Source organism: Paenibacillus macerans, from assembly GCF_050565405.1.
Taxonomy (GTDB): domain Bacteria; phylum Bacillota; class Bacilli; order Paenibacillales; family Paenibacillaceae; genus Fontibacillus; species Fontibacillus macerans_B.
Window position 1 is genome coordinate 1 of the sequence record NZ_JBNYYG010000097.1, and the last position, 12,543, is coordinate 12,543.

The window sequence follows — 12,543 nt, forward strand, 5'->3', positions numbered from 1 at the left end:
GCCAAAAGGTTGCCGGCTTAACTGTCAAACATGGATGATTAGGAATTCCATGGATTTCATGAATGCTTTAATGCAACGCTAGTGCTGTTTCTACCCGGCCTGTGGAAAATAAGACCCTTTTATTCCTTTATCCTGCCGATTTCCCGGTTTGGGGTGAAAAATAAGGCCATATTTTTCCCTTATTTCGTCCTGAAAGGGAAGCCAGGCCTCGTCTTCACTCCCCCAACAGCAGTCTGCGGAGGCCTGCGTAACTTTCTGCCGGCTCATGAGGCCGCGGGGCCGATTCGGGCCGAACCTGCCGGTGGTTGAACCACAGAACGCGCCAGCCGGCGTCGGCGGCGCCGACCACGTCATTGCGCCAGGAATCGCCGATATAACAGCACCGCTCGGCCGATAACCCGATCTTGCCGGCGACATGGTCAAACAACCTCCGGTCGGGTTTGGTGAATCCCACCGCACCGGAAATAAACACCAGCTCTGCCGGAATCAGCTCGTCCATTCCCAGCGCGCGGATTTTCCGCCACTGGTGCTCCGGCGGCCCGTTCGTGATCAAACCTACGTTCACGCCTCGCGACTGGAGTTTGCCGATCAGCTCCAGCGCTCCGGCGAACGGCCGGATTTGAAACTGGCGGTCCAGGTAAACGTCCTGAACGGCCGCGGCCTGCTCCGGCGCCAGCGCAAGGCCAAACTCGGCCAGCGAGCGCACGAAGCGCTGCGTCCGCATCTCTTCAAGCTCGCGTCCATGCGTCGGCGTACCTCCGGCTTCGGCGGACAGGAAGTCGCTGTAGTAGCGCATCCGGTGATACGCCGGCTCGTAAGGAAAGTCCGGCCCGGTGTTCAGCACCTCCTCCAGCGCCTCGCGAAAAGGTTGCAAATGGTCGTAAAGTGTATCGTCAACGTCGAAAAATACCGCTTGGCTCTTCGTGATTGGCTGCATGTCGATGATTTTCTTCTCCCTCCGTGTCTGTTAAAATGCATATGTATTGCGAACAACGTGGACTGTCGCATTCCCCATTATACGTGACGTTTCGGATAATTCCATAGTTTCATGCGGCCGTTTCGTTATATGTTGGGAACAGGTTGTATACTTTGTACGGAAAGGTGATATTGACTGGACGTGAAAAAACCGAAACGATGGTTCACCTTGCGAAATCAGATTTTTGTCAGCTTTATGTTGGTCATGGTGTTCGTCCTGGCGATCGCCAGCGTGTTGACGTATTCCCGGGTATCCTCGATGCTGGAAACCAACGCCGAGAAGCATATCGGCCAAACCGCCTTGCAGGCCAACGGGCGGCTGGATGCGCTGATCGCCCAAATCAATACGTTAACGACGCAGGTGGCGACCAATGAATACGTGCAGCAGCTTTTGCTCGGCGAGGTCCAAGGGCGGGAGACGCCGTTCAGCGCGCGCCAGTCGCTGCTGCCGATTTTGGGGGATTACCAGTCGTACGTGACCGGCATCAAATCGCTGGAATTATATACGAACGACTTTCGGCGCTTATTTCCGCTGAACGAAACCCAATTGATCGATACGATTGATTCGGAATGGATTAACGCGGCGAACTGGGGCAAAGGGTCGCTCATCTGGATTGGCGTCGATCCTCGCGACCCGTCTTCCGTGTTGGCTTTGCGGCGGGTCAGCCTGATCGACCGCTGGTTTTCATCCGGGGGTTACCTGATGGTGCGGATCGACCGAAGCTATTTTCAAATCCAGCAACAGATCAACGGAGAAGGCGGCGAATTCATTTTGCTGGTCGACGCCAATCAGCGGCCGGTGGCGACGAATTTCAGCCTTCCCGAAGGGGCTCTGGACCTGAATGAGCTGCTTAGCAACGAAGGGAAAAACATCACGATCGGCGGGCAGGAGTTCATTGAGGTCAAGCAAAGCTCGGAGCGTACGGGCTGGACGCTGGTTTTCTTTACGCCGATCAGCTACGTCACCAGCGGGATTTCCGCCTTGCGCACGGCCGTTTTGGCTTCGGGAGCGATCGGGGTGCTGTTGTTCCTGATTATGTCGCTGCTGCTGTCCACGATGATCACCCGGCCGATGTTCAAGTTGATCAAGGCTATGCGCGGAGCGCGGTTCGGGGTCTTGCAGCCCAATCCGATGTTCTCCAAGACGATGGAAATCAACGAACTCAACAATTCGTACAATCAGATGGTCGACAATATGAACGAACTGATCCGCGTTGTATACGAAAAAGAAATCCTGCAAAGCAGGACCGAGTTGAAAGCGCTTCAGGCGCAAATCAATCCGCATTTCCTGTTCAATACGCTGGAGGCCTTTTACTGGTCGCTGGAAGATAAAGGGGAAGAGGAACTGGCCAACCTGGTGGTCGGGATGTCCGGCTTGTTCAGATATATCATCAGCAGTTCCAACCAGGATGAATGGGTGACGGTCGAAGACGAACTCGAGCATGTGGAGCGTTACCTGCAGCTGATGGATATCCGCCTGGCGGACAGGCTGACCTGGTCGATCGACGCCGGCGATTTCCGCCCTGTGAAAATTCCGAAGCTTCTGATCCAGCCGCTGGTGGAAAATGCGATTTTGCATGGGGTTGAAAACCAGGTCGGTCAGGGCAAAGTAACGGTGAGCGTTCAGGCGTCGGACCGGGAAGGATACGTGAAAATAACCGTCCGGGACAACGGCCCGGGGATGGACGAGGAGACACTGCGCGGGTTGAAACAGGCGATGGAAGGCGGACCTGCCGTATCCTCCAAGGGGACGGGTGTCGGCATCGTGAACGTGCAGCGGCGTCTGCGGTTGTATTTTGACGAGGTGCAAGGGGAAAAACACGGGCTTGAGGTGATGAGCAGACCCGGCGAAGGAACCGCGGTCAGCTTTGAGATACCTAGCGAATATGGGGGAGCGATATGATTCAAACGAAAACGATTCTCGTGGTGGAAGACGAACCGAGAACGAGACAAGGGTTTACCAAAACGCTGGAGGCCTGGTCCGCCGGACGCTACCGGATCGAGACGGCGGAGAGCGGGCAGGCCGCGCTCGCTTGGCTGGAAAACCATGTCGCGCACCTGCTGATTACGGATATTCGGATGCCCGGCATCAGCGGATTGGAGCTGATCGAGATGCAGCAGCGGCATAAGCAGTTCAAGCCGGTAGCCATCATCATTTCCGGGTACGCGGAGTTCGAATATGCCCAAAAAGCGATGCAACTGGGCGTCGTCAACTATTTGCTGAAGCCGGTGGACAAGCATAAGCTGGTGCAGGCGGTGGAGCAGGCCCTTTTGGTCGAGGACGACCGGCACCGGATCGAAACGATGGAGAAGCTGGTCGATCCGCGGCTGCTGGAAACGAAGGAAACGGACACCCGTTACAATCCGCAGGTTCGCGAGGCCCTTCACTTTTTGGACGAGCATTTGCACGAACCGATTACGATGCGCCAGGTGGCCGACATGCTGCATTTGAACCCCAGCTATTTCAGCGTGCTGTTCAAGGAACAAACGGAACTGACGTTCAGCGAGTACATCAGCCGGCTCCGGGTGCTTCGCGCCAAAGAGCTGCTGCTGCGCACCACGCTGTCCATCGGGGAGATCGCCGAACGCGTCGGTTACCAGAGCGACAAATATTTCATCAAGGTGTTTAAAAGCTATGAAGGCATGAGCCCCAGCAAATATCGCAGCAACGCGAAAGTAACGGAGGACGATTTATAAAGTTATTACCTAAAAATAGTGGAACTTTGTCTAATGATTGTGAGCTGATGGAGGCGGAATCATAGGATAAACTTGGCTTAAAAGCGGTTACAAGAGACCGTTAATTCAAATGGGGGTATTCATCACATGTCCAACAAAAAGACGGTATCAATCCTTTTGATTGCGCTTTCAACTTTGCTGGTAATCGCGGGCTGCGGCGGCGGGAACAAGACGGTCGACATCGGCGGCAACAATGCTATACCTACGGCCGGCGATAAAGTCACGGTCAAATTTATGCATATCTGGCCGCAAGGCAGCTCTGCACAACAAAATAAATTGGTTAACGAGATCATTGCCCAATATCAAACCGAGCATCCGAACGTAACGATCCAGCAGGAAGTGCTGGAAAACGAGCAGTACAAGAACAAATTGAAAATCCTGTCCGCTTCGAACGAGCTTCCCGACGTAGGCGTAACGTGGGCCGCCGGTTTTATGGATCCCTACGTTAAAGGCGACCTGTTCGCATCGCTGGACGATTTGCTGGGCGGAAGCCTGAAAGACCAATTCGTACCGGGCACGACCGACGCTTATGCGTTGGGCGGTAAAACGTACGGTTTGCCGATCGAGCTGAACATTTCGCCGATTTACTACAACAAAGCGATTTTCGAGAAATACCATTTGGAAGTTCCGCAAACCTACGATCAATTTTTGAATGTCGTGAAAACGCTCGCGGACAACGACACTGCTCCGATTGCCCTCGGCAACAAAGACCGTTGGACGGGCTCGATGTGGTACATGTACCTGGCCGACCGCCTCGGCGGACCGGAAACGCTGAAGAAGGCGATCGACCGCACCGGCACGTTCGAAGATCCGGCGCTGATCCAAGCGGCGGCGGAAATTCAAAAGCTGGTCGATATGAACGCGTTTAACAAAGGCTTCAACGGCTTGTCCAACGACGAAGGCAAAGCCGAATTCATGAACGAAAAAGCGGCCATGTTCCTGGCGGGGACTTGGGAAATTCCGAACTTCACGAGCAACCCCGACGTACCGCGGGAATTCAAAGACAAGGTGGGCTTCTTCAAATTCCCGACGGTTGACGGCGGCAAAGGCAATATTAACAGCTGGGTGGGCGGGCCGGGCGTCGGCTTGTTCGTGGCTGAAAATTCCAAAATCAAAGATGAAGCGAAGAAATTCGTGGAATATTTCATCGACAAATGGGGCGCGGAATCGGTAAGCACGGCAGGGGTTATCCCGGCAACCAAAGTGGATACCTCTTCCTCCATTTTGCCGCAGATGTATATCGACTTGCTGAACGAACTGAACAATGCCAGCAACCTGACGCTGTTCGCCGACGTTCAAATGAAGCCGAACGCCGCGCAAACGCACTTGAACATGATTCAAGCCTTGTTCGGCGAAGCGGTAACGCCGGAACAATTCGCCAAAGAACATGAAGCGGCCCTGCAAAAAGGGGAATGAAGCCTGGAACCTAACGGACACCATGGACGCTAGAATCGGGAAGCATTCTGGAGGATATGTATGTACGACAGGCGACGGCTGCTTCTGCTGCCATATATTCCTGCCATCTCGGGTTGGATTGGGCGTTCTCCGGTTTTCGCGATCGGGGTGCGAACTCTTATACTTAAGAGGAGAAATCCATACAAAGAGGAGTGGACGATGTTGAGCCAGGGGGAAGCGCTGGAACGCCGGAGCGAGCTGCTGAAGAAGCGGATCGGCCAAATGATTGCGAAGGAAAACCAATATGGGTTGGGGCATCAGGACAACCATCTGCTGCAGCGGTTTATCCGCGAGCTGCATCAAACCGAGCATGAACGGAACAGCAAATAACGATCAACCTCGGGGACGGTCATCAAGGAAAGAGCAAGCGCGAGTCGAAGGCCGGACGGCCTTATCCACTCGCGCTTTTTAGTGTTTCGGCCCCTCCTTTTATCCTACGTAATGCGACAAGGAGATCAGGGCCGTGATCGTAATGATGTTCAGGAGCGTGGAGATGAGAACGGTTTGCGAGGCAAAGTCCGGCTCGTTGTCGTACTCCTCCGCCAGGATCGTGCTGTTGACGCCGGTCGGCATGCCGGAGGCAATCAACAGCGCTTGGGCGGGGATCCCCTTCAGGTCAAGCAGCAGGATGAGCGCAAAGCCGATGGCCGGGCCGATCAGCAAGCGCAGCGCCACGCTGGCATAGACGTCAAGCCGGTCAAGCCGGAGCGGATATTTGACGATTTGGGCACCCAAGGTCAACAGCGCGATCGCAACCATGGAATCGGCGATATAACCAAGCGGCTTGGACACGAAATAGGGCAGCGGCAAGTCCAGCACATGCAGTGCCATCCCGAGCACGAGCGCGTATGGGACGGGCATTTTGAGAAAGCCGACCAAGGCGGCTTTAAGAGTTCCGCCCGATTTGGCCCTTTGGACGGACATGACGCCATAGGTGAACGTGACCAAGCTCTGAAACGTCATCACCAGCGCTTGTACGGAGGCGGCGAGCGGATCGCCTTTAAAGGCCAGCTGATTGATCGGAAGCCCGTAATTGCCGGAATTGTCGAGAATGAGGCTGTTGGTGAAGGCGGCCCGCATGCCCGGACCGAACTTCAGGCGGCGGCCTGCAAGCCAGCTCACCCCGTAGAGCAGCAGAACGTACAAAATATAAAAACCGGTTACGCTCCCAAGCAACTCCGCCGACATTTCCGATTCATACATGCTCAGAAAGACGACTGCCGGGGTAACGTAATAAAAGTTGATTTTGGCCAAAGTATATAGATCAAGCTTAAAGGCCCTCTGCATTAAGGCGCCAAGTCCGATCAGGACGAAGATAGGCAGGACCACTTCCAAAATAATATCGGCGATCATCTCGTGGTGTTCACTTCTTTCAACAAAAATGGACGCCTCCAACAGGCAGTCGCTTGTTATTATATCACGCTCGCCGCGGCAGGGATGATGCGATTTAATATTGTGTGTTACAATTGCTGAGTCAAATCACGGATCTGCTTGAATTGAAGGCTTGGCCAGGAAAGGATGTACACATATGAAGAATCCCCCTGCGGATAAAAAACCGATCCTCGAAGCGGTAAAAAGGATCATCGCCCTCGAAACGGAGCTGACGCTGTTCAACAACGAGCGTTTGCTTACGCTGCCGGAACCCCGATTAACCGTCTCCCGTACGGGCGGAGCGACCTTGCTTATGGATGTGCAATCCCCGCAATCCAGCTACTATAATCGTGTGATCGGTTTCGGGCCGGCCGAGCTGGACCGGCTTCAGGATATTCTCACGAGCTACGGAGCGGAGGGGATCGTTCCCTGCTTCGACATGTCGCCGGACCGTCAAAGCAGCGAGGTAGCCGGAGCCTTGGCGGCCCAAGGTTTCGTCCCGCGGCTGCAGCTCGCTTATCTGCAAATCGAGTTGGCTGCGAACGATGCCTTTGGCGCTTTTGGACGGCCGGCATGGGGTCCATGTTTATTCGCGGCGAAGAGGGTTACCTGGCCAACGATTTCACCTTCCCGGACTACCGGGGACGCGGCGCTCAAACGGCGTTGATTCGGCATCGGCTTGAGGCGGCAAGGTCGTTAGGCCTATCCAGGCTATACACCGACGTCGAGTTCGCTACCGTCAGCCATGCGAATATGCTGAAATGCGGTTTTCGCAATATCTACATGAACGCGTTTTGGATGAAATCGGCGTTGGAATAATGGCCCTTCACATGTGACAAGTCTCTCATCCTTCGGCGAAGATCCTTGCTACAATCGGGGTAATGAGCGGAAGTGAGCTGTGGTGGCGGTATGGACATGCGAAGCTTGCGGAGAAACGAAAGAAGGACGCTGCAAACCGCAAAAATGCCCGAAATGCGATAGCAAAGGGCAGTTTGCAAAGGTCGAAGAGAGCAAGCAGTGATGGATGAAGCACATCCATGAACGAGCGGACTGGCCCTGCAGAGGGCCTATTTCTTTTGCCGGCTGGCGGTCAAACGGCGGGGGTTCCGCCTTATCAGGAGCTGTCCCAGTACCTCGGACAACACGAGCCCGATGGCGATCGAACCCGAGATCAGAAAAGCTTGGGCGGCGAGCTGCACCGCCAAATTGTACTCCTTCTCCACGAATCGGCGCATGGCGTCATACGCGAGACCCCCGGGAACAAGCGGAATGATGCCGGCCACGCTGAAAATAATGACGGGCTTCTTATAATAGCGGGCAAACAGCTGACTGATCACGCCGACGAGAAACGTAGCGGACACGGTAGAGAATACCGCATCCATGCGGAGATCGAGCAGGATGTAGGCCATCCAGCCGATCATGCCGGAGACGCCGCATTGCAGCAGCGTGCGTTTGGGGGCGTTAAACAAGATGCCGAAGGCCCCGGAGGCGATGAAGCTGGTTAGCAGATGGACGGTAAAAAACATAGAAAAACTCGTCTCCTTCCGGATTGTCGGTTCGTTCGGTACGGGTTCGCCTATCCTGGATGGACCGGCAGCCATGCGTTCAGAACAAGGTGAACACGACGGCAATGCCGGCTCCGATGGCAAATGCGGTCAGAAATGCCTCCGCGCCGCGGGATAGCCCCGAAACGAGGTGCCCGGCCATCAAGTCCCTGACCGCGTTGGTAATCAGCAAACCGGGGACCAGCGGCATCACGGAGCCGATGATGATCTTATCCAGCTCCCGGCCGACGTTCAGCCAGACAAGGCAGGCGGCGAACAGGCCGATCAAGAGCGATGCGGTGAACTCGGCGAAAAATTTGACCTTAACTAGCCGATGGAACAGCAAAAACGCCGTGAATCCCAAGCCTCCGCATAACATGCCCGGAAGAAAGTCGGCCATTTGTCCCTGAAACATCAAAGTAAAGCATCCGCTGGAAAGCGCGGCAGCGGCAATCTGCAAAGCCGTCGAGTACGTATGCCTACCCGCTTCGACTTCCAGCAGCTTCGCGTGGGCTTCCGCCGTGGTGAAGGCCCCGCTGCCCAATTTGCGGGAGATGTCGTTGACGGCCGACACCTTCTCCAGGTCGATCGTCCGTTCGATGATCCGGATCAGCTTGGCCGACTCGGCCTCCCCGGATTGAAAGACGATCCCCGTCGGCGTCACGTAGCTATGGGACCCGGGAAGCCCCAAAGCATCGGCCATCCGGGTCATTGTATCCTCCACGCGGTAGGTTTCCGCTCCGCTTTGCAGCATGATTTTTCCCGCCAACAGGCATACCTGTATAGGCTCCTGTCCATGGACTGCAGCCTCGTCGTTCATCGCCGTTCATCCTTTCACGTATCTTTCGCCATTATAACATGCACAGGGAGAAGGAGAAATTGGTTCGACAAAGGCTCGACAAAAGATGTCACAAAATGTCGAAAATGATCGAAAAATAGCAGAAATCTCTTATTTTCTATCCCGGATTATGATATGCTAGCATCACTACATTCCTGCAACACTTTCACCGGAGAGGGATACCCAGATGCTGCAAAGCCTGTTCAACAACTTCACGCTGCTGACGACATTTATTTTCTTCGGTCATATGATGAGCAGCAAAATATTGGCGAACCGGGAGCGGACGTCCTATGCCCGAATGATACTAGGGGCCGTACTGGGTTTGTTCGGCGTGGTGATGATGTATTACACCTTTCCGATTACGGCGCATGCCGTGGCCGATTTCCGGCAGTTGCCGATCCTTATTTCCGTTTATATGGGCGGGGGGCTGGCAGGCGGAGTCACGACCGTGATCATCGCCATCTACCGGATGATATTCCTTCACGGCTTCGGAATGCATTCGGTCATTGCGTCGTTGAATGCTCCCGTGACGCTTCTGATCGGGTTGCTGATCTTACGTACCCGGAGACTCGGGTTCAAGCGCTGGACGCTCGCTTTGGCGCTGTCCGCTATGAACACCGGCATCCTGCTGCTCATCCTGGTCCGCAGCCATCCCTGGAACCATATCGGGTTATACATGCTCCTGTTCATGGTGGCCGGATTGTTTACGTTTGCTATGCTGCGGCATTTGCGGAGGACGGACGACTCGATGCGCATGATGCGGGAGGCGGCCAACCGTGACTTTTTGACGAGCTTGTATAATACTCGGGCCTTCGAAGTGATGATGGAGCAAAAGATTGCCGCGGCCACCCGCGACGACATCCCGTTCACGCTGCTGATCGTCGATATCGACCATTTCAAGCAGGTCAACGACACGTACGGCCATCCGGCGGGGGATGCCGTTCTGCTGCAATTCGCCGACGTGCTGAGGGACACGTTCCGGCCCGGCGATCATATCGCGCGCAAGGGCGGGGAGGAGTTCGTGATCCTGGTCGACCATTGCGATGGAGAACAAATCGCCGTCATCGCCGAACGGCTGCGCAGCAACGTGGAGAACCACAACTTTATCTTGCCGGACGGCATGCAGCTGCGGATGACGATTTCGGCCGGCAGCGCCACGTATCCGAACGTCCATGAGGAAGACCTGATCGTGAAGGCGGATCAAGCGTTGTATCACGCGAAGGAAGCGGGACGAAACCAAGTGTACCGGGCGTTATAAAACCCCTTGTGCCATAAGAGGAAGATCGCAAGAACATTTTCATAGGCTGCCGCGGTCCGCACAATCATAAGTTCAGCCTACATAGGATAAAGGGGAGAGAAATATGGAGCAAAGGAAAAAAGTATGGCTGACCATACGCAAAAAGCTGATCGTATCTTATTTAATCGTATTGCTGTTGCCAAGCTTGTTGATTTCCGGAATCACCTATTCGACCGCAAGCAGCCGGATCGAAGACGAGTTGATGCATAGCGCGGAACAGAGCGTCAATACCGCCGATGCGATCATTACCCAAAACATCTCGAATATAGTTTCCGTTCTGGATTACTTCGGGGACCAACTGACGGCGGCGGACATCAACGGGGAGCTGGGCGCAGGAGGTACTGCGGTCAAAGAGAGATTAAACGAGTACCTTGCTTTACATAAGGACGTGCTGAATTTGTACGTGGCGACGAACAACGGGGGAATATTGTTAGGCGCCGACGAGGAGCTGCCGGACGGCTTCGATCCGAGAACCCGGGATTGGTACATGCTCGCCATGAAGACGCAGAATGCGGTCGTCTCGCCGGTATATCTGTCGGTCGACGGAAATCCGGTCGTGTCGATCTCCAAGGTGCTGAAGGACGGACAGGGCGTCGTGGCCGTGGATCTGGATCTCTCGGGGATCTCGAACATGACCAACATGAAGGTAGGGGAAGAAGGCTACATCCTGATCCTGGACAGCAGCAAGAACCGGCTGGTGCATCCGGAAGGCGGGATCGGCGAGGAGGCGAAGGACAGTTACGTGACGAAGATGTTCGAAACGGACGGGGGAACCTTCGACTATACCCAGGGTGAAGACCGGTATAAAATGGCCTATCATCGCAACGAACTGACCGGTTGGCGGATCGGGGGGACGATGAGCCAAAACGAGGTCGCGAGAGAAACGTCGGCCATTCGGAACACGACCCTAATCGTCGTGATCGCCTCCGTGCTGGGGGCGTCGGCGATCATTTATTTCATTGTGAATTCCGTCATCGCGCCGCTCAGCAGATTGAATCGGGCGACGGCGGTATTAGGCGGCGGGGATCTTACGGAGAAACTGGACGGCTTCAAACGCGACGAAATCGGCGATCTTGCGGCCAACTTCCAGACGATGGTGGACAATTTGCGGCACATGATCGAAGGGGTCCGGGAGATGACCGACAACGTCTCGGCATCGGCCGAAGAGCTGTCCGCCGGCTCGGAGCAAACGACGAAGGCGATCGAGCACGTCACGATCGCGATCCAGGACGTAGCTGCCGGCAGCGAGCAGCAGCTGCACAGCGTGGAAAGCGGTGCGGGCAGCGTCGATACGATGGCGCGGCAGGCGGATTACCTAGCCGGGAACATGCAGCTGATCACCCGCACGATGTCGGGAACGGCGGATTCGGCGATGCAAGGCACGCAGCTCGTCGAATCCGCCGAGCAGAAAATCCGCGGCATCGACGTCAGCGTGGGAGAACTGGCCGAGGTGATCGGCTTGCTAAACCGGCGGGCGGAGGAGATCGGCAGCATCGCCGTGTTGATGGCGAGGATTGCCCAGCAGACGAACATGCTGGCGCTGAACGCTTCGATCGAAGCGGCCCGGGCCGGCGAGCAGGGACGGGGGTTTGCCGTGGTGGCCGGCGAAGTGCGCAAGCTGGCGGAAGGCTCCGGGCATTCGGCGGAGCAGATCAAGGAACTGATCGCCGAAATCCAGGTGGAAATGAAGCAAGCTGTCGAAACGATGGAGGCTGTCAAAGGAAAAGTGGCGGATGGGATCGAGGCGGTCGACCTATCCGGCCAATCATTCGAGCGGATCAGTCAATCGGTGGTGGAAGCGGCGGAAGTCATCCAATCCGCAGCCGAAACGATGCAAGGGGTAGCGGAAGAAGCCGGCGTGGTCGAGCAAGCGATTGTACGGATCCGCCAGCTCTCCGAGGAAGCCGCCGGGAATACGCAGACGATTTCGGCTGCGGCGGAGGAGCAGTTGGCATCGGTAGAGGAAATTTCCTCCTCCTCGGCCGATCTTAGCCGGATGGCCGAGCAACTGCAGGAGCTGGTCGGCAAGTTTAAGGTGTACAAGGACGAGCCTTAATTCAGGAAGCCTTCCGCGTGGTTAACGTGGAAGGCTTTTTTTTCAGGGTGTAAGCGGAGACGTGCGGAGGAAAGAGGGTAAAAAGGCATAGGTGTTGCATTAAACCCAACAAGTTACACAATGTGCATAAAGACAGGCCTAGGCGTGACGGTCAATAGGGTTCGAGTCTTGTTGTCTCTGCATGCCGCTTTGCACGATTATCCCTTTCGTTAAGGGAGTAAAGGTCGGGGGCTAGGAGAAATGAAGCAGACCGGAGAGCAGATCCATGACA

Annotated in this window: 13 protein-coding genes; 9 read left to right on the forward strand and 4 right to left on the reverse strand. The window is 55.3% G+C overall.

Annotated elements, in window-relative coordinates:
- Window positions 1-214: 214 nt before the first annotated feature.
- Window positions 215-937, reverse strand: a complete 723-nt coding sequence (locus tag ACQ4N8_RS27560; protein ID WP_430707567.1) for an HAD family hydrolase — start codon at window positions 935-937, stop codon at window positions 215-217.
- A gap of 180 nt (window positions 938-1,117) precedes the next feature.
- Between ACQ4N8_RS27560 and ACQ4N8_RS27565 the strand changes: the two genes are divergently transcribed.
- The 4 genes from ACQ4N8_RS27565 to ACQ4N8_RS27580 all read left to right on the forward strand — a co-directional run bounded on the left by ACQ4N8_RS27565 (window position 1,118) and on the right by ACQ4N8_RS27580 (window position 5,496).
- The gene (locus tag ACQ4N8_RS27565) at window positions 1,118-2,878 is read left to right on the forward strand and encodes a sensor histidine kinase (protein WP_430707568.1); all 1,761 of its coding nucleotides are present in this window, start codon (window positions 1,118-1,120) and stop codon (window positions 2,876-2,878) included.
- Window positions 2,875-3,672, forward strand: a complete 798-nt coding sequence (locus ACQ4N8_RS27570; RefSeq protein ID WP_430707569.1) for a response regulator transcription factor — start codon at window positions 2,875-2,877, stop codon at window positions 3,670-3,672. Before ACQ4N8_RS27565 ends, ACQ4N8_RS27570 begins: the two co-directional genes overlap by 4 nt.
- A gap of 126 nt (window positions 3,673-3,798) precedes the next feature.
- The gene (locus ACQ4N8_RS27575) at window positions 3,799-5,127 is read left to right on the forward strand and encodes an extracellular solute-binding protein (RefSeq protein ID WP_430707570.1); all 1,329 of its coding nucleotides are present in this window, start codon (window positions 3,799-3,801) and stop codon (window positions 5,125-5,127) included.
- A gap of 198 nt (window positions 5,128-5,325) precedes the next feature.
- Complete coding sequence (locus tag ACQ4N8_RS27580; protein WP_430707571.1) at window positions 5,326-5,496, forward strand: hypothetical protein; 171 nt, start codon at window positions 5,326-5,328, stop codon at window positions 5,494-5,496.
- 99 nt (window positions 5,497-5,595) lie between these two features.
- Here ACQ4N8_RS27580 and ACQ4N8_RS27585 read toward each other — a convergent pair whose 3' ends face one another.
- Complete coding sequence (locus tag ACQ4N8_RS27585) at window positions 5,596-6,519, reverse strand: AEC family transporter (RefSeq protein ID WP_430707572.1); 924 nt, start codon at window positions 6,517-6,519, stop codon at window positions 5,596-5,598.
- Window positions 6,520-6,694: 175 nt separating this feature from the next.
- Between ACQ4N8_RS27585 and ACQ4N8_RS27590 the strand changes: the two genes are divergently transcribed.
- The 3 genes from ACQ4N8_RS27590 to ACQ4N8_RS27600 all read left to right on the forward strand — a co-directional run bounded on the left by ACQ4N8_RS27590 (window position 6,695) and on the right by ACQ4N8_RS27600 (window position 7,558).
- Entirely contained in the window at window positions 6,695-7,204 is a 510-nt protein-coding gene (locus tag ACQ4N8_RS27590) for a hypothetical protein (RefSeq protein WP_430707573.1), read from the forward strand.
- Entirely contained in the window at window positions 7,120-7,356 is a 237-nt protein-coding gene (locus ACQ4N8_RS27595) for a GNAT family N-acetyltransferase (RefSeq protein ID WP_430707574.1), read from the forward strand. The genes ACQ4N8_RS27590 and ACQ4N8_RS27595 overlap by 85 nt, the downstream gene beginning before the upstream one ends.
- A gap of 82 nt (window positions 7,357-7,438) precedes the next feature.
- Complete coding sequence (locus ACQ4N8_RS27600; RefSeq protein ID WP_430707575.1) at window positions 7,439-7,558, forward strand: RCKP-type rubredoxin-like domain-containing protein; 120 nt, start codon at window positions 7,439-7,441, stop codon at window positions 7,556-7,558.
- A 46-nt stretch (window positions 7,559-7,604) separates the two neighbouring features.
- Here the strand turns inward: ACQ4N8_RS27600 and ACQ4N8_RS27605 are convergent, their stop codons facing one another.
- Both ACQ4N8_RS27605 and ACQ4N8_RS27610 read right to left on the reverse strand, forming a co-directional pair.
- Window positions 7,605-8,063 (reverse strand): threonine/serine exporter family protein, encoded by a 459-nt coding sequence (locus ACQ4N8_RS27605; protein WP_430707576.1) that lies wholly within the window; start codon window positions 8,061-8,063, stop codon window positions 7,605-7,607.
- Window positions 8,064-8,142: 79 nt separating this feature from the next.
- Window positions 8,143-8,901 (reverse strand): threonine/serine exporter family protein, encoded by a 759-nt coding sequence (locus ACQ4N8_RS27610; RefSeq protein WP_430707577.1) that lies wholly within the window; start codon window positions 8,899-8,901, stop codon window positions 8,143-8,145.
- A gap of 205 nt (window positions 8,902-9,106) precedes the next feature.
- On the opposite strand from ACQ4N8_RS27610, the gene ACQ4N8_RS27615 reads away from it, so the two are divergent.
- Both ACQ4N8_RS27615 and ACQ4N8_RS27620 read left to right on the forward strand, forming a co-directional pair.
- Window positions 9,107-10,177 (forward strand): GGDEF domain-containing protein, encoded by a 1,071-nt coding sequence (locus tag ACQ4N8_RS27615; protein ID WP_430707578.1) that lies wholly within the window; start codon window positions 9,107-9,109, stop codon window positions 10,175-10,177.
- A 103-nt stretch (window positions 10,178-10,280) separates the two neighbouring features.
- On the forward strand, window positions 10,281-12,272 hold the full coding sequence (locus tag ACQ4N8_RS27620) for a HAMP domain-containing methyl-accepting chemotaxis protein (protein ID WP_430707579.1): 1,992 nt from the start codon (window positions 10,281-10,283) through the stop codon (window positions 12,270-12,272).
- Window positions 12,273-12,543: the final 271 nt, after the last annotated feature.

What these genes read in the sequence shown, in the direction of transcription:
- ACQ4N8_RS27560 (WP_430707567.1), bottom strand. Translation starts at nt 937, where the DNA reads ATGCAGCCAATCACGAAGAGCCAAGCGGTATTTTTCGACGTTGACGAT.
- ACQ4N8_RS27570 (WP_430707569.1), top strand. Translation starts at nt 2,875, where the DNA reads ATGATTCAAACGAAAACGATTCTCGTGGTGGAAGACGAACCGAGAACG.
- ACQ4N8_RS27575 (WP_430707570.1), top strand. Translation starts at nt 3,799, where the DNA reads ATGTCCAACAAAAAGACGGTATCAATCCTTTTGATTGCGCTTTCAACT.
- ACQ4N8_RS27580 (WP_430707571.1), top strand. Translation starts at nt 5,326, where the DNA reads ATGTTGAGCCAGGGGGAAGCGCTGGAACGCCGGAGCGAGCTGCTGAAG.
- ACQ4N8_RS27585 (WP_430707572.1), bottom strand. Translation starts at nt 6,519, where the DNA reads ATGATCGCCGATATTATTTTGGAAGTGGTCCTGCCTATCTTCGTCCTG.
- ACQ4N8_RS27590 (WP_430707573.1), top strand. Translation starts at nt 6,695, where the DNA reads ATGAAGAATCCCCCTGCGGATAAAAAACCGATCCTCGAAGCGGTAAAA.
- ACQ4N8_RS27595 (WP_430707574.1), top strand. Translation starts at nt 7,120, where the DNA reads ATGTTTATTCGCGGCGAAGAGGGTTACCTGGCCAACGATTTCACCTTC.
- ACQ4N8_RS27605 (WP_430707576.1), bottom strand. Translation starts at nt 8,063, where the DNA reads ATGTTTTTTACCGTCCATCTGCTAACCAGCTTCATCGCCTCCGGGGCC.
- ACQ4N8_RS27610 (WP_430707577.1), bottom strand. Translation starts at nt 8,901, where the DNA reads ATGAACGACGAGGCTGCAGTCCATGGACAGGAGCCTATACAGGTATGC.
- ACQ4N8_RS27615 (WP_430707578.1), top strand. Translation starts at nt 9,107, where the DNA reads ATGCTGCAAAGCCTGTTCAACAACTTCACGCTGCTGACGACATTTATT.
- ACQ4N8_RS27620 (WP_430707579.1), top strand. Translation starts at nt 10,281, where the DNA reads ATGGAGCAAAGGAAAAAAGTATGGCTGACCATACGCAAAAAGCTGATC.